Annotated in this window: 14 protein-coding genes and 1 pseudogene; 7 read left to right on the forward strand and 8 right to left on the reverse strand. The window is 38.0% G+C overall.

Translation table 11 applies throughout. From position 1 onward, the window contains the following. Window positions 1-29: 29 nt before the first annotated feature. Window positions 30-731, reverse strand: a complete 702-nt coding sequence (locus HJG58_RS03585; RefSeq protein ID WP_170247960.1) for an amidase domain-containing protein — start codon at window positions 729-731, stop codon at window positions 30-32. Between the two features lie 274 nt (window positions 732-1,005). After that, a complete protein-coding gene (locus HJG58_RS03590) occupies window positions 1,006-1,293 on the reverse strand; it encodes a hypothetical protein (RefSeq protein ID WP_235944453.1) in 288 nt (95 codons plus the stop codon). A gap of 47 nt (window positions 1,294-1,340) precedes the next feature. Here HJG58_RS03590 and pncA point away from each other — a divergent pair, with 47 nt between their 5' ends. The 3 genes from pncA to HJG58_RS03605 all read left to right on the forward strand — a co-directional run bounded on the left by pncA (window position 1,341) and on the right by HJG58_RS03605 (window position 4,496). Further along, the gene (gene pncA / locus HJG58_RS03595; protein ID WP_170247961.1) at window positions 1,341-1,985 is read left to right on the forward strand and encodes a bifunctional nicotinamidase/pyrazinamidase; all 645 of its coding nucleotides are present in this window, start codon (window positions 1,341-1,343) and stop codon (window positions 1,983-1,985) included. 52 nt (window positions 1,986-2,037) lie between these two features. Further along, entirely contained in the window at window positions 2,038-2,976 is a 939-nt protein-coding gene (locus HJG58_RS03600; protein ID WP_170247962.1) for a bile acid:sodium symporter family protein, read from the forward strand. A 176-nt stretch (window positions 2,977-3,152) separates the two neighbouring features. Then, window positions 3,153-4,496 (forward strand): MATE family efflux transporter, encoded by a 1,344-nt coding sequence (locus HJG58_RS03605; protein ID WP_170247963.1) that lies wholly within the window; start codon window positions 3,153-3,155, stop codon window positions 4,494-4,496. Between the two features lie 20 nt (window positions 4,497-4,516). Here the strand turns inward: HJG58_RS03605 and HJG58_RS03610 are convergent, their stop codons facing one another. Further along, complete coding sequence (locus HJG58_RS03610; RefSeq protein ID WP_170247964.1) at window positions 4,517-4,987, reverse strand: 2-thiouracil desulfurase family protein; 471 nt, start codon at window positions 4,985-4,987, stop codon at window positions 4,517-4,519. Between the two features lie 528 nt (window positions 4,988-5,515). Between HJG58_RS03610 and hppD the strand changes: the two genes are divergently transcribed. Then, the gene (gene hppD, locus HJG58_RS03615) at window positions 5,516-6,571 is read left to right on the forward strand and encodes a 4-hydroxyphenylpyruvate dioxygenase (protein WP_063097640.1); all 1,056 of its coding nucleotides are present in this window, start codon (window positions 5,516-5,518) and stop codon (window positions 6,569-6,571) included. A 70-nt stretch (window positions 6,572-6,641) separates the two neighbouring features. On the opposite strand, the gene HJG58_RS03620 is transcribed toward hppD, so the two are convergent. The 4 genes from HJG58_RS03620 to fahA form a co-directional block, all read right to left on the reverse strand. Further along, the gene (locus HJG58_RS03620; protein WP_005066619.1) at window positions 6,642-7,421 is read right to left on the reverse strand and encodes an IclR family transcriptional regulator; all 780 of its coding nucleotides are present in this window, start codon (window positions 7,419-7,421) and stop codon (window positions 6,642-6,644) included. A gap of 293 nt (window positions 7,422-7,714) precedes the next feature. Then, entirely contained in the window at window positions 7,715-8,263 is a 549-nt protein-coding gene (locus HJG58_RS03625) for a VOC family protein (protein WP_002119119.1), read from the reverse strand. Between the two features lie 17 nt (window positions 8,264-8,280). Continuing rightward, window positions 8,281-8,913 (reverse strand): maleylacetoacetate isomerase, encoded by a 633-nt coding sequence (gene maiA / locus HJG58_RS03630; protein ID WP_170247965.1) that lies wholly within the window; start codon window positions 8,911-8,913, stop codon window positions 8,281-8,283. Next, complete coding sequence (gene fahA, locus HJG58_RS03635) at window positions 8,900-10,207, reverse strand: fumarylacetoacetase (RefSeq protein WP_170247966.1); 1,308 nt, start codon at window positions 10,205-10,207, stop codon at window positions 8,900-8,902. The genes maiA and fahA overlap by 14 nt, the downstream gene beginning before the upstream one ends. Before the next feature lie 357 nt (window positions 10,208-10,564). On the opposite strand from fahA, the gene HJG58_RS03640 reads away from it, so the two are divergent. From HJG58_RS03640 to zigA, 3 genes and pseudogenes are all read left to right on the forward strand, one after another. Then, window positions 10,565-11,953 (forward strand): amino acid permease, encoded by a 1,389-nt coding sequence (locus HJG58_RS03640; RefSeq protein WP_086354959.1) that lies wholly within the window; start codon window positions 10,565-10,567, stop codon window positions 11,951-11,953. Between the two features lie 164 nt (window positions 11,954-12,117). Further along, a pseudogene (zrlA, locus tag HJG58_RS03645) lies at window positions 12,118-12,803 on the forward strand (D-Ala-D-Ala carboxypeptidase ZrlA). A 141-nt stretch (window positions 12,804-12,944) separates the two neighbouring features. Beyond that, window positions 12,945-14,210, forward strand: a complete 1,266-nt coding sequence (gene zigA, locus HJG58_RS03650; RefSeq protein ID WP_170247967.1) for a zinc metallochaperone GTPase ZigA — start codon at window positions 12,945-12,947, stop codon at window positions 14,208-14,210. A gap of 33 nt (window positions 14,211-14,243) precedes the next feature. Here the strand turns inward: zigA and HJG58_RS03655 are convergent, their stop codons facing one another. Beyond that, entirely contained in the window at window positions 14,244-15,356 is a 1,113-nt protein-coding gene (locus HJG58_RS03655) for an acyltransferase family protein (protein WP_170247968.1), read from the reverse strand. Window positions 15,357-15,573 lie beyond the last annotated feature (217 nt).

The raw sequence follows: 15,573 nt of genomic DNA on the forward strand, positions 1-15,573 counted from the left end.
TGCTTTTAAATTATAAATTAATAACTAAATTAGACAAAAGGACGATATATATAGATTGCAGGTGCATTCATATCACCCAATCCCTTGTTGGTTGTGTTATAGGATTGATATGTAAGCTTAATATTATTATATTTCATTGTTTGAGTTACATCATACCAAGACTCTGGATTCACAGCAGTTACTACTGCTGTATGATCAACAGAATTACTTGAGCCCCCAATAACAAAATTAAAATCTAAGTAAACAATATCCCCAACTCTAATTTTTGAGAGATCAAGAGGTGATAGAGTTCCATTTACAAGTGTAGTCTTGGTAACTAGATTTAATCTAACTCCTTTGGACTGTAAACTTGTACTGTTTGCTGAGTATGTGAACATTGGTTGTGCACCACGCCAAGCTATAGTCTGGCAGGTATTACCTGTTGTATTACATTTATAAAATACACTCGTATTTTGAACAGCCTTAACAGCCGCAGATTGTGAAAGTAAGGTTTGATTCAATGTTTTAGAATTTGTTATTCCTAATAATCCACCTGATATTGTTTGATTTGCAAAATTAGTGCAATTTCCCCCCTTATCTGAAACATTAATAAATGGGTTTGATGTTGTACTGTATAACAAATTATAGTTATTTACGGCATAGCTAACCGCCGTCGAAGGTGTATATGCTGCGCTAACAGAATTCGAAACTAATATAATAAATAAGGATATAATAATATTAGACTTATTCATAAAGTTTACCTTTTATTAAAAATAATTAAGGTCGAATTTTAACTTATTTTTATTAATTAAAAAAATATATTATATAATTAATGTATTTGTTTTTGGATTAAAATAAATTTTATAAAACTTAGTATGACCATCAAAATTCAATTATTGCATTCCAAAATTCATATCTTGATCTTGCTTAGGTCAAGGTTTTTCCACTTCCTTTTTCCATTCTTTCATTTGAATGATATTTGCTTCAAGAATTTGGATGTTTTGAGAAATTTTTTCTGTGTACTAGCTACTTGCGACGAGACTGAATGCTGTACGGTTGAGATTTTTCTACTACACTCTCGTAGTTCGTTGTAATTTGGCTCATCCCTCTACCTTGCCATTGATCTGATCTGTATGGCTCGCTGTATTTTGTTCTAACTCGTGAAATTGCTTCTGTGTTGTGAATAATGAATTTTGTGTTTGCGCTAAGTCTTTCTGTGCGCTCTCCATTGTCTTTGATTGTGCTAGCAACGATTGGATAATTTTTTGCATTACGCCTAAAGTTTGCTGCTGCAACTGCTTTTGTTGTTGCCATAATTGCTGCTATTGTTCTTCGATGATTCTCATGGGATTGAAGATGACATGAAAATGAATAAACAACCACAAAATGCGGTTTTAATCGTAGTTGATGTACAAAATGGTTTTACACCAGGTGGAAATTTAGCAGTTGCTGACGCCGATACAATTATTCCAACGATTAACCAACTTGCTGATTGTTTTGAAAATGTTGTTCTGACGCAAGATTGGCACCCAGATAATCATATATCTTTTGCACAAAATCATTCGGGCAAGCAGCCATTTGAAACCATTGAACTCGACTATGGACCACAGGTGCTTTGGCCTAAGCATTGTGTACAAGGTACTCAAGATGCCGAGTTTCATCCTGATTTAAATATTCCGACAGCTCAACTGATTATCCGAAAAGGCTTTCATGCTCATATTGATAGCTACTCGGCTTTTATAGAAGCTGATCACTCTACAACGACGGGTTTAACAGGTTATCTAAAAGAGCGCGGTATTGATACGGTTTATGTGGTCGGAATTGCTACAGACTTTTGTGTAGCATGGACTGCTTTAGATGCAGTTAAGCAAGGTTTTAAAACTTTAGTGGTTGAAGATGCTTGTAAAGGGATTGATCTGAATGGTTCTTTAGAACAAGCTTGGCAAACCATGCAGCAACAAGGCGTTATCCGTATCCAATCGAATGATCTGTTGAGCGAGTTTTAAGTATATGCTCTAGTTTTTAACTTTCATATTTTAATTTTTAGGGATAGAAAGTATGGATGCATTCCTGCGCTTTACCCAATTTATTCAAAAAACTTTTGCCCTATGGGTGATTATTTTTGCAGCATTAGCGCTATGGCAGCCTGAACTTTTTGTCTGGCTCAAAGCGTACATTCCATGGATTTTGGGCATTATTATGCTTGGCATGGGAATGACCATGACTGTAGACGACTTTAAAAGTGTATTACAAAGCCCTAAAGCGGTATTGATTGGTGTCGTAGCGCAGTTTGTCGTAATGCCTGGCTTAGCATATGTTCTATGTAAATTATTTAACTTACCGCCTGAAATTGCGGTTGGGGTCATTTTGGTAGGTTGTTGCCCAGGGGGAACAGCTTCAAACGTGATTACCTATATGGCTAAAGGCAATGTGGCTTTATCGGTAGCTTGTACATCGGTATCAACGCTTTTAGCTCCTGTATTAACGCCTGCGATTTTCTATCTGCTTGCTAGTCAATGGCTAAAGATTGACGCAGCTTCGATGTTTATTTCGATTTTGCAGGTGGTGCTACTACCTATCGTAGTCGGTCTAATTTTAAGAACATGGCTTAAACGTCAGGTCGAATCTTATATTCAAGTCATGCCTTTAGTTTCGGTCATTGCAATTGTGGCGATTGTGGCAGCCATTATTGGTGGAAGCAAAGCAGCAATTTTACAGTCGGGTTTGCTTATTTTAGCTGTGGTGATCTTACATAACGGGCTTGGATATTTATTAGGTTTTACCGCGGCACGTTTCTTTAAACTACCTTATGCGGACAGTAAGGCCATTGCTATTGAAGTAGGGATGCAAAACTCTGGCTTAGGTGTTGCGCTCGCAGCAGTACATTTTGCTGCTTCTCCGATTACAGCTGTACCAAGCGCAATTTTCAGTCTTTGGCATAATATTTCTGGGCCTGCACTAGCGACTTATTGGACAAGTAAACACAAACAAGAATAACTGTATAAACAACATACATGACAAAAGAAGGCCAAACGAATAGTTTGGCCTTTTCATTTAAAGCAGATTTTATAGGAGCTTAATTTAGAACTGGTATGTCTTTTGCTTTGGATTGATGCACTAAAAATAACGTGAATATGAGTATAAATCGTAAAGAAAAATAAGGCATTTCCTTGATGAACCAGATTTTTAAATTATTTATTCCCATGCTCTCAAGCAATTTAATTCTAGTTTTAAGTGGATTGGTTGATATTGCTTATGTAGGGCATTTTAGTAACGATCATGTAGCAGCATTATCGGTGACCTTATCTCTATATACAGTGATCTATGTCATTGGTATGGGGATTCTACAAGGTGTGATACTTAAGCTTTCAGAAGCTTATGGTTGCCATGACATACCACGTATTCGTCAAATTTTTATTCAAGGCATTTGGCTGATGTTATGTTCGGCATTGCTGAGTATTGGCTTGCTTTATTTGTTCCGTGATTTGCCCAAATTGTTTGGTGCATCTGAACATGTTGTTTCAATTACTAAAAACTGTATTTGGCTTTTGGTATTTATTTTACCCGCGCATTTATTAATGCGCTTATTTACAGCTTTGTCTCAGGTCACTGAAAATGCGCATAAGGTTTTATTATCAGATAGTGTTTTCTTCATTCTTAAAATTATTTTGTCCTATCTTTTGATTTATGGTGTCGCTTCATTTTCAATTCCGCCACTTGGTGCAATAGGGGCTTTGTTAGCCACTCTCATTGTACGGTGGTTTATGTTGGCTGTTTATTACGTATTTTTCTTGGAAAAAGGATACATCTTTATTGAGCATCCCGAACAGTCGATTGAAGATAGCCGAGAAAGTCTGCGGATGATTTTAAAAATAGGTATCCCGACAGCAATTATGGCGTTGATGGACGTTATTGCATTTTGTTCGGTTGCTATTCTGATTCTGCCTTTTGGGAGTGTGGTGTCAGCAGCACATCAAATTGTCGTGAGCACTGGCGGGTTCATGTTTATTATCCCTTCATCGATTGTCTCGGCTTATAGCATTTTGGTATCGCGATCTATGGGCAGCGGGAACATGGAAGAAGCAGATAAAATTGCCAGGCAAAGTATATGGGTAATTATGGCAGTGAGTGGCTGTCTGTCTCTGTGTTTATGGTTGGAGCGGGACTTCATTGTTACGTTCTATTCGGATGATTTGGCCGTGCAGATTTTGGCTGCATCCTTGTTGTTGATTGTCTGTATGTTTCATTTTCTAGATGGCTTAATGGCGTTATTGACCTCTTTGTTACGCTGTTGGGATGTGTCGATTTTACCGATGCTAATTTTCTTGGTCGTAGTGTTATGTTTCGGATTAGGCGGTGGTTGGTGGATGGCCTATAAAGGACTGCATTGGCAGGATATCTCGATTTCTGCGATGGGAGTTTATGGTTTTTGGTGGATGGCTGCCATAAGTTATTTAGTGGCTTGTCTATTGAGTGCCATGTGTTTCCGTTTTAGAAAACAATTAAGAGGGTTTTGATTAGGTAGATCAACACAATCTTAAAGCAGATGTTCTACTAACCAATCTTCAATCTCATTTTCAGAAATCACTTCAAAACCATGGCGCTGTAAAAGCGCTGTGGTGATTCCAACTCCCGTAATTTTTTCACCTTGAAAAGTACCGTTATAAATTTTTTGACTACCACAAGATGGACTATTCTCTTTTAAGACGACACAGCTTGCTTTTATTTGCTGTGCAATTTCTAGAGTGCGGTAAGCACCTTTCAAATATAGCTTAGTCACATCTAAACCAGATGAATCGGTAATTTTTGCTTTGCCATCTAGCACATCTTGACCTGTTCCTCCCACAATTTCTGCGGGTAAACGGGGAGTGGTAAAACCACCTAATAACTCTGGGCATAATGCTTGGGCTTTTTTATTGATCAATAGTTGCTTAAGTCGGGTATTTGGACAGGATTTACCATCATATCGAACAGGTTCGCCAATTAAACATGCACTGACTAAAAGCATAGTTTTCCAAACTCAAAGCAAGAGAGATTTTTGAAGATAAAGAATCATAAACAGAATATCGAATATGACAATTGATTTTAAAAAAAGACAAATTAAAAGATTACTTAAATTATGCAATTCATAATTAAGTTATGTATTGCATAATTTGATTGTTTTTAGTAGCATCTAATTCAAGGTAAATGGCCATTGGAGATCCAACAAGGATGTTGGTCTCCATAAATCTATAAATGATTTTTAGGAAAAGACGATTTTTAAAGGTTTATTGAAAAATCTCAATCGTACTTTTAGATAACAAAGGACAGTGTGTATGGAAAACAAACACCACATGGAACGGAATTTAATCATCAAAGGTTCTACGCTCATCATATCTTCGTTTTAATGACTCGTTTTTTTCTCATAGGATGCGTTGGGTTAAGCCAATTTGACGGTTCAGGTCTTCACCCAATGATGACGTATACTATAGAGAAAGGAGCTGAGTTCATCAGCAATAGAGATAAACGGAACAGGTAATCACCAGAGGGAAACTAGATGGATATTTTAGAGAACCCATTAGAATTATGCGGTTTTGCATTTATTGAGTTTGTTTCAAAAGAAAATGAATTAGATCCAGTTTTTGAAACAATCGGCTTTTCAAAAGTAGCCAAGCATAAATCGAAAGAAGCGTACTTATGGCGTCAAGGAAATATCAATATTATCCTGAATTATCAGCCAGAATCTTATGCTTCATTCTTCTTTAATGAACATGGTCCATCTGCTTGTGCGATGGGTTTTAAAACACGTGATGCAGCAAAAGCTTTCCAAAAAGCAGTAGAGCTTGGTGCTGAACCAATGTATTCAAAAGTTGGGCCAATGGAGCTCAACATTCCGGCAATTAAAGGTATTGGTGGCATGCCAATCTTTTTAGTTGACCGTGATATTTATGAAAATGACTTTATTTTCTTTGATGATGCCGAGAAACGTCCAGTAGGGGCAGGCTTAAACGAGATTGACCACCTAACTCATAACGTCTACAAAGGCCGTATGGAGTATTGGGCAAACTTCTATGAAAAAATCTTTAACTTCCAAGAAATTCGCTACTTTGATATTAAAGGTGAATATACAGGTTTAACGTCTAAAGCATTAACAGCACCAGACGGTAAGATCCGTATTCCGTTAAACGAAGACTCTGACAAAGGAAACGGTCAAATTGCCGAGTTCCTATCTGACTTTAATGGCGAAGGTATTCAGCATATCGCGTTTATTTGTGATGACTTAATCTCGACTTGGGATAAGTTAAAAGGTCTTGGTCTGAAATTTATGACACCGCCACCAAATACGTATTATGAAATGCTAGAAGATCGTTTACCTGAGCATGGTGAACCGACTGATGAATTAAAACAGCGCGGTATTTTGCTTGACGGTAATACTAAAGACGGTCAGAAAAAGCTTTTATTGCAAATTTTCTCTGAAAATATGATTGGTCCAGTTTTCTTTGAATTTATTCAACGTAAAGATGATGATGGTTTTGGTGAAGGTAACTTCAAAGCGTTATTTGAGTCGATTGAACGTGACCAGATCCGTCGTGGTGTTTTAGAAACTAAATAAATAAGCTGAGCTTTATTCCTGATCTTAAAAAAACCAAGAGTTTGATCTCTTGGTTTTTTATCGCTATTGATTAGCGGCTTTTAATATATTGATTGATGAGGTTCACTTCATTTTTTAAGATTTCAATCGTTTTACTATGAGGGTCGACTGGTAAAAACATTTCGCTATCCAGGGCGACAATACAAAACTCAATACTCTGGTTTGAGTTAAATACAGGTAAACCCACTGCATTAATTCCTGTCAGTAAATCACCTTTCGCTGCCGACATTTGTTGCTGGCGAATGGTGTCTTTAAGCTCTGTAAATGCTTGCCAGTTTTGTGGTGCGATGTTTAGACCAAGCTCTTGATGCTTTTGCCATTCTGCTTCCATTAATGGGCGAACAAAATGTTCAGGAAGATAAGAAGCAAATAGACGTCCCGCAGCAGAATTGACTAAAGGCATAATCGAGCCGACTTTAGTAACAATCGAAATAGGGTGGTTTGATTCAATCGACTGAACCACGACAGGGCCTTTTGGTGACCATTTACTAATTTGTATACCGCAACCAATTTTGTTTTGTAGGTCGTAAATTAAATGCTGTACCAGCTGTAGTGTGTCGCTATGTTGAACACAGTTGAGACCTAAGCGCCATGCCTGATCACCTAAAGCATATTGTCCATCATCAAGCTGTTTTGCATATTCCATTCGAATAAGGCTAACCAGATAGCGGTGAACCTTGGCAGGATGCATTTCTAGCTTGCTAGACAGATCTTTGAGAATAATAGGTTGATTGTGCTCTAAAAGGGCGTTTAGTACAGATAAACCGACTTCAAGTGATTGAACCCCCCCAGATACTTTTTCTTCAATCATTTAAATACCCTTAATAAATTTACTTCAGCTGTTAAACGTGGCGATCAAAACATAAATTGAAATTGGCGCGTTTTACATCATGCCTGAGCCTAGTGAAAAATAGAAATCACCTTTTTCTATTAGCGAAATTGACATGTTTAATAACCAACAATTTTCTAAAATCACTATGCTCTTATTTATAGCGCAATTTTCTAGAAATTTAGCGGTTTTAAATAATATAAATCGGCATTGATATAGAACTGCTCTTAAAACAATTCTAATCAATGCCGATTTTTTAGTGCGCTCTTTAAAAATTAGGTTCCTAACTCTTCTTCATGCAAGAAATGAGTATGGTGCGGAGCGCGTTTGGTTTTGCTCCATTCCTCTAACATTTCAGTTTTCATTTCTTCAGTAATTTTTGCAATTTTTTCTTCAGCATGAGCATCGTTATAAGTCAGTTCTAAACGATGACCATTTGGATCGAAGAAGTAAATTGAGTGGAAAATGCCATGGTTAGTCACACCTAAGACTTTCACACCATTTTCTTCTAAATGTTGCTTGGCAGCCATCAACGCATTTAAGTCTTCAACTTCAAAAGCAATATGCTGCACCCATTGAGGCGTATTTTCATCTCGGCCCATTTCTGGTTGAGTTGGCAATTCAAAAAATGCCAAAACGTTACCTTGACCAGCATCTAAGAATAAATGCATATATGGGTCAAAGGCTTTAGTTGACGGCACATGGTCTTCAGCAAAAGCTAAAATGAAATCCATATTGAGCATTTTTTTATACCACTCAACAGTTTCTTTCGCATCCTTACAACGATATGCAACGTGATGTATTTTTTTAATGGCAAATGTCATATTAAAACTCCTTTTTACTATTCCCAATCTGGTTGTTGTTCTGGCGCCGCGTTATAAAAGGCTGGGATAGACAAACAATGGTGATAAATCGATTCAATTTTTGGAAACGCAGATAAATCAATCTTGAAGCGTTTCGCGTTGTAGACCTGTGGAATCAGACAGCAATCGGCAATAGTTACTTGTTGTCCAAAGCAAAATTGTCCATTTGAATCTTGAAGTAGCTGTTCGAGATTTTGAAAGCCTTCAATAATCCAGTGCTGATACCAATAATTTTTCTGCTCATCTGAAACATTTAAGTCATTTTTTAAGTATTTCAGTACGCGTAAGTTATTTAATGGGTGAATATCACAGGCGATTGCTTGGCCAAAAGCGCGAACTTTTGCTCTGTCTTGCACATCTCTTGGAAGTAATTTGGTTTCTGGATATTGTTCATCCAGATATTCCAAAATACTTAACGATTGAGACAAGGTTAAATCGCCATCAATTAAAGTCGGAACTAGAGCACTACGGTTTAACTTTAAATAGTCTTCGCTTTGCTGTTCGTTTTTTACCAGATGAACTGGAACAGTCTCATAAGCTAATCCTTTAATGTTTAGACCAATCCGTACTCTGTAGGCTGCAGAGCTACGAAAGTAACTATACAGCTTCATAGTCAGGCTCCGAAGTTTCTGCAAAATCGAAATTTAATGCAGGAAGGACTGTATTTCGAACTTCACCGAAGCCAATGCGAATACCATTTTTCTCACAGTGACCTTTCATGATCAGGGTATCGCCGTCTTGCAAGAAACCACGAGTTTCGCCATTGGCAAGTGTTAAAGGCTTGGTGGTGTTCCATGTAAGCTCAAGCAAGCTGCCATACGAATCTGGTGTAGAACCTGAAATGGTACCTGAACCCATTAAATCGCCAACCTGAACATTACAGCCGCCAATGGTGTGGTGAGTAAGCTGTTGAGCCATAGACCAATACATATATTTAAAATTGGTTTTGCAGATCACATCAGCTTGCGTCGATTTCGGGCTTTGAATTTCAACACTCAAATTAATGTCGTAACTATTCGCGATATTTTCTTGTAAATACGCTAAAGGTTTAGGCTCTTGTTTTGGGCCTTCCACTTTAAATGGCTCAAGTGCTTCAAGTGTGACTATCCAAGGTGAGATGGCACTAGCAAATGATTTTGAATTGAAAGGACCTAGAGGCACATATTCCCATTGCTGGATATCGCGTGCTGACCAGTCATTGAGTAATACCATTCCAAAAATATGATCCCACGCATTTTCAATTGAGATTGGCTGGCCAAGCTCGGTTGGTTTACCAATAACAAATGCTGTTTCAAGTTCAAAGTCGAGTTTACGCGTAGCTGAGAAAACTGGACGCTCTTCATTTGGAAGTTTAATTTGTCCAGATGGACGCACGACTTGAGTGCCACTGACTACCACAGAGCTAGCACGGCCATTGTAACCAACAGGCAATTCAGTCCAGTTTGGAAGTAAGGCATTTTTAGGATCGCGGAACATACAGCCTACATTGGTGGCATGTTCTTTAGAAGAATAGAAATCGGTATAACCAGGTACTTGAAGTGGTAAATGCAACGTAACGCTGTCTTGCTTAACCAAAACTTCCTGACGCAATGCTTCATTTTCTTGAAGCGTTAAATTTTCAACCGAGAGAAGAGACTGTAGTGTGTTACGAACTTTTGACCAGTTGGCTTTGCCAGACTCGATAAATTTATTGAGTGTTGGCTGGTTAAAATATGTGTCTTGTTCTGAAAGTTTTAAAAGACCGTGCTTTTCAAGAGCAGCGAGATCAATCACCCAATCACCAATAGCTACACCAACTTGACGCTCACTTTCGTTAGCTCTGCTAAAAACACCGTAAGGCAAATTATGAATAGTGAAATCTGATTGAGGTGAAACTTCAATAAAAGAGTTTAGTTTTTGTTCCATTTTCGCTTCCTTGTCTTTATCTCGAGTCTTATACAAATAAAAGTTCGGTCTAGGACTGAGCTACTCAATAAGTTTTAACCTTTGCTTAGATCATCTTTTGTCTTATGAGTTTGATATAGACCGAGCACAACCAATTGCTTCATGTCTCTATAATACTGAATTCATCAAATTACGCAATACATAATTTAATTACACATTTCATAATAATTGTCATTTCTTGTATTTTCTGTTTTCATTCGCGCTTATGAGAAAAGTCACGCAATTATTTTTTTCATGAATCTCTATGAAAATCTGATCAATTTATGATATACGTAATTTATTGGAAAAAAATTACGTGACACGGATGAGAATAATCATATGTCAGCACAAGAGCAAGGAAACCTGAAACATGGTTTGAGTAATCGGCACATCCAGCTTATTGCATTGGGTGGGGCGATTGGCACAGGGCTTTTTCTTGGTATATCACAATCGATTAAATTAGCAGGTCCATCGGTCATCCTCGGTTATGCCATTGCAGGATTTATTGCTTTTTTAATGATGCGTCAGCTTGGCGAAATGGTGGTAGAAGAGCCAGTCAGTGGATCTTTTAGTCATTTTGCCTACAAATATTGGGGACCATTTGCAGGGTTCATGTCAGGATGGAACTATTGGGTACTCAATGTACTCGTCTGTATGGCAGAACTAAGCGCAATTGGTCTTTATATTCAATATTGGTGGCCGCAAATTCCGACGTGGGCGTCTGCTTTAGCCTTCTTTGTCTTAATTAATGGCATTAATTTGCTACACGTTAAGTTTTTTGGCGAAATGGAATTTTGGTTTTCTATTGTCAAAATTTTAGCAATTCTTGCAATGATTGGCTTTGGTTCATATTTACTTGCAACAGGCACAGCAGGTCCACAGGCAAGTATCAGCAATCTTTGGGCACTTGGCGGTTTCTTCCCGTTTGGCGTTGAAGGCTTAGTGATGGCGATGGCAGTCATTATTTTTGCTTTTGGTGGTATTGAGCTTTTCGGTATTACTGCGGCTGAAGCGCGTGACCCTGATAAAACTTTACCTAAAGCTGTGAATCAAATTATTTACCGTATTTTGATTTTCTATATTGCGACGCTTTTTGTTTTATTCTCGCTATTTCCATGGAATCAAATGGCACAAGGCGGAAGCCCTTTTGTGATGGTCTTTGCTTCTTTAGATAGCCAAGGCATTGCAACATTATTGAACTTTGTCATTTTGACAGCTGCGGTTTCAGTTTATAACGGCACAAGTTATTGCAGTAGCCGTATGCTATTGGGCCTTGCGCAACAAGGAAATGCACCAAAAGTATTTGCACGTATTAATAAACGCGGTATTCCAACCAATGCAGTAATCCTTTCTGCGGCAGTCACTATTTTATGTGTACTGTTAAACTATATTTTCCCTGAAAAAGCATTTGGTTTGCTCATGATGCTGGTGGTTGCAGCGATTGTAATTAACTGGGTTGTAATTTCATGGACGCATTTAAAATTCCGCAAATATATGCAGCGCCAAGGACAAACAACGAAGTTCCCAAGCTTTATGTATCCGTTTAGCAACTATTTATGCATATTATTTATGCTTGGCATTTTGATTGTGATGTCTTTAACACCAGATATGCGTGTTGCGGTCATGATGATTCCTGGTTGGATCTTATGTTTAATGGTGGCGTACCAATTTAAACGCCGAAAATTAAAAGCTGAGCAGTCTATACGCGCCTTAGAGGCAGATATTTAATAAATTATTGAGTTGTATTTAAAAAAGGACGTATCTCATACGTCCTTTTTTATTTTTAAAATTTAGCAACAGAAATTAAAGGATTTTATTATTGTTATAATATAACATTTCATTAATTTAATGATGAGCAATTTTCCCATTTTTGGTGAAGATAGAGCATATTTATGAAGCGTTATTTAGGTTTAATTTTATTAACTCTCACAGCATGTAGCACTCAAACTCCCAAGCCAACAATTCCTCTGCATACCCAGACAACTTTACCTCAACCTACAAAAACAGTGGCCAGAATAAAGCCTCAACCCGAGGCGTATGTTGCGTGGTTAGCAACAGCAGACCATCGACAGTCTGTGCAAGCTTACAAGCAATTTCTTAAGCAAAAAGGGCTTGCCAATTTAGTTCCAGACCATGAATTATTAAGCTCAGCTCGAGATTGGCAAAAATGTGGAGTTGAGCCTTATGCAGTACCTCCACGTGAGATTTGGTCGAATATCGTTCCGACACTTATTATTTTAAAAGCGTTAGTTGAGGATGGTGTAATTAATGATTTTGAAGTGACTTGGTCTACCGAGCGTTATCTCTAAACCGCTGTGCAGGTGGTGCTGATGCTTCTCGACATGTCTTTAATGCAGCGCTTGATTTTCGAATTGGACCAGAACAGCCGAGTGATTTAGACCAGTTTAATATTCAACAAACCAAAACCAAACTTTGTCAGTTTTGGGCCACAAAAGGTCAAGCGCTTAATATGGGACTAGGTGTTTATGCTTCAGGACAAATTCATATTGATAGCCAAGGATTCCGTGCATGGGGGCCTGACCATCACTACAAAACCTCAATTTGTCAGGGATTATAAAAGCAATTTTTTCAACGACTAAGTAAATTGACCTAAACAAAAGCGGAATAAAAACTTGATCAATAGTTATGTTATAACATAACATTAATATGGTTTAGAAATAGATTACGCCTGTGATCTGGCCATATTAAATGGCCAGCCATGATCAGTTTAAATATTATTCAAAGAGATCAAGCCATGCGCACTGCAATCGCCAACTCATTTGCCAAGCTTCCTGTCACTGTTTTATCAGGCTTTTTAGGTGCAGGAAAGACCACATTACTCAACCATATTTTAAATAATCGTGAAGGCCGCCGTATTGCCGTGATTGTCAATGATATGTCTGAGGTGAATATTGATGCGGCATTAGTACGTGAAGGTGGGGCAGAGCTTTCAAGAACAGATGAAAAGCTGGTTGAAATGAGTAATGGCTGTATCTGTTGTACGCTACGAGAAGATTTATTGGTTGAGGTAAGACGTTTAGCTGATGAAGGACGCTTTGACCAGTTAGTCATTGAGTCAACTGGCATTTCAGAACCTTTACCTGTGGCAGAAACCTTTACCTTTGAAGATGAAGATGGAAACTCACTCAATGAGTTTGCTCGACTCGACACCATGGTCACGGTAGTCGATGCTTTTAACTTTCTTAAAGATTACAGTTCAGTTGACTCCCTGCAACAACGCGGCGAGTCATTAGGCGAACAAGATGAGAGAACTGTGGTTGACCTTCTTATCGATCAGATTGAGTTTTGTGATGTGATTGTGCTGAATAAAATTGATTTGATTGACCAAGCTCAGCAAGACCAGCTTATCGCCATTTTAAAAACATTAAACCCGCGTGCCCGAATTGAAATTGCACAATTTGGAAACATCGCTTTAGATAAAATCTTAAATACACAGCTATTTGATTTTGATGAAGCCGCACAAGCACCAGGCTGGTTAAAAGAGTTACGTGGTGAGCATACGCCAGAGACTGAAGAGTATGGCATTAGTAGCTTTGTTTACCGCGCGCGTCGACCTTTTCATCCAGAGCGTTTTTATGATTTGGTACAGGCTGAATGGCCGGGAGTCGTACGTTCCAAAGGCTTTTTCTGGTTGGCTGCCGAACCGACATTGGCTTATTCATGGTCACAAGCGGGTGCAATGGCTCGACATGGCTTAGCTGGTTATTGGTGGGCGGCCGTTGCAGAAGAAGATTGGCCGAGTGACCTAGCCAGCATTGAACAAATTAAGAAAAATTGGGATGCCCGCACAGGTGATGCGCGTCAGGAACTGGTTTTAATTGGTATGCAAATGGATGAGCAAGCGTTACTACAGCGCTTAGATCGTTGCTTGTTAAGCGATGAAGAAATGGCTTTAGGGCCACAAGTTTGGCAGAGCTGGTCTAACCCTTTTAAGCAAGATGATGAAACCATGTTGATTGCTTAATTAAATAAGCCCCTATTTTAAAGGGGCTTATTTTTATGATTTATCTTTAATGAAAATCTTTCGAACATAGTTGTTGAGCGGAGTCGAATAGTATTTTTCAATCGCTGCGCTGATGATAAAAGTCAAAACCAGATAGCTAATTAAAAGCATAATTTTGATGCTAGAGTCGGTTTGGGCGGGAATAAAAGCAACTTTCATAAGGCCCAGCACAACCAGATGAAACAAATAAGTTTCATAACTTCTTTGCCCCAACAAGACCATCACTTTGGTAAATAGGCTATGCGCTTGCGTTTCGGAAGGATGCTGAAAACACAGAATGAGTAAACTTGTGGCAAGAGCAAATAAGCTAATACCCCATGTGCTAACTTCTTTAATTGGCGCATATAAATATAGAGCGGTCATGCTCAAAATAATTAACCATGAAAGAGGTTTTTTATAGGTCCAATTTGGTCGATATGTATGAGAAAATATCGCAGTTAAGCAACCAATCGCTATGCCGTCAAAACTCGAAAAATAATGATATAAATAGGCACCGCTTTCTTCTCCAAAATGTAGAGATCTAAAATAAGGTCCGTATAAAATTACTCCAATAAGCACGGCAATAAATACCTTATTACTACGCGTGAGCAGGCACAATAATGGGAAAACAAAGTAAAAAACTTCTTCTACAGAGAGTGACCACAACACCCCCAAAGCGTAGTTTACCCAACCAAATTTAATAATCAGGATATTCATCCAGAAGGTTAAAGCCGCAAAAATTGTTAGTGGATAAGAGACCTCAATGCCATTCGGTGCTTGATTCATAAAGGGTTTTAAGTCAAATGAACCAAGTATGCTTACACCTAAAATGAGTAATACCAGACACGGTAAAATACGCGCTGCCCGTCGGATATAAAAATGTTTGAGGTTAATTGCAGAGAATTGTTTGTCTCTTTTTAAGGTGTGATGGGTAATTAAAAAACCCGAAATCACGAAAAACATGGTGACGCCATAATTTCCGTTTCTTGCGATGACTGTGCTAAATGCATCACCTAAGAAATCAAAACCTAACCATGTATCTTTGAGTTTATAGGGAATATTAAAATGATGTAAAAGAACCAAAAGGATAGAGATTCCTCGAAGAATATCTATTTTATAATTACGCATTCGATGTGCTTCCAGCTTTATTAATATACTGTGTGGCAGAAGAATACTATCGATCAGTTATTTTAAATAAAAGTTTTAAGCATCATTTCGTAAATTAGAAAAGACGATACTTTTTACATCCTTGAATTGAGCATAGACTTAGCAGAAATAACTATTAAATAAATATTGATAAAATCCTAATATATTTGAATTTCTCTACATAAAACTTTAAATTAGC

The organism is Acinetobacter geminorum (genome assembly GCF_013009345.1).
In the GTDB taxonomy this organism is placed as follows: Bacteria; Pseudomonadota; Gammaproteobacteria; order Pseudomonadales; family Moraxellaceae; genus Acinetobacter; species Acinetobacter geminorum.

What these genes read in the sequence shown, in the direction of transcription:
- HJG58_RS03585 (WP_170247960.1), bottom strand. Translation starts at nt 731, where the DNA reads ATGAATAAGTCTAATATTATTATATCCTTATTTATTATATTAGTTTCG.
- HJG58_RS03590 (WP_235944453.1), bottom strand. Translation starts at nt 1,293, where the DNA reads ATGGCAACAACAAAAGCAGTTGCAGCAGCAAACTTTAGGCGTAATGCA.
- pncA (WP_170247961.1), top strand. Translation starts at nt 1,341, where the DNA reads ATGAAAATGAATAAACAACCACAAAATGCGGTTTTAATCGTAGTTGAT.
- HJG58_RS03600 (WP_170247962.1), top strand. Translation starts at nt 2,038, where the DNA reads ATGGATGCATTCCTGCGCTTTACCCAATTTATTCAAAAAACTTTTGCC.
- HJG58_RS03605 (WP_170247963.1), top strand. Translation starts at nt 3,153, where the DNA reads ATGAACCAGATTTTTAAATTATTTATTCCCATGCTCTCAAGCAATTTA.
- HJG58_RS03610 (WP_170247964.1), bottom strand. Translation starts at nt 4,987, where the DNA reads ATGCTTTTAGTCAGTGCATGTTTAATTGGCGAACCTGTTCGATATGAT.
- hppD (WP_063097640.1), top strand. Translation starts at nt 5,516, where the DNA reads ATGGATATTTTAGAGAACCCATTAGAATTATGCGGTTTTGCATTTATT.
- HJG58_RS03620 (WP_005066619.1), bottom strand. Translation starts at nt 7,421, where the DNA reads ATGATTGAAGAAAAAGTATCTGGGGGGGTTCAATCACTTGAAGTCGGT.
- HJG58_RS03625 (WP_002119119.1), bottom strand. Translation starts at nt 8,263, where the DNA reads ATGACATTTGCCATTAAAAAAATACATCACGTTGCATATCGTTGTAAG.
- maiA (WP_170247965.1), bottom strand. Translation starts at nt 8,913, where the DNA reads ATGAAGCTGTATAGTTACTTTCGTAGCTCTGCAGCCTACAGAGTACGG.
- fahA (WP_170247966.1), bottom strand. Translation starts at nt 10,207, where the DNA reads ATGGAACAAAAACTAAACTCTTTTATTGAAGTTTCACCTCAATCAGAT.
- HJG58_RS03640 (WP_086354959.1), top strand. Translation starts at nt 10,565, where the DNA reads ATGTCAGCACAAGAGCAAGGAAACCTGAAACATGGTTTGAGTAATCGG.
- zigA (WP_170247967.1), top strand. Translation starts at nt 12,945, where the DNA reads ATGATCAGTTTAAATATTATTCAAAGAGATCAAGCCATGCGCACTGCA.
- HJG58_RS03655 (WP_170247968.1), bottom strand. Translation starts at nt 15,356, where the DNA reads ATGCGTAATTATAAAATAGATATTCTTCGAGGAATCTCTATCCTTTTG.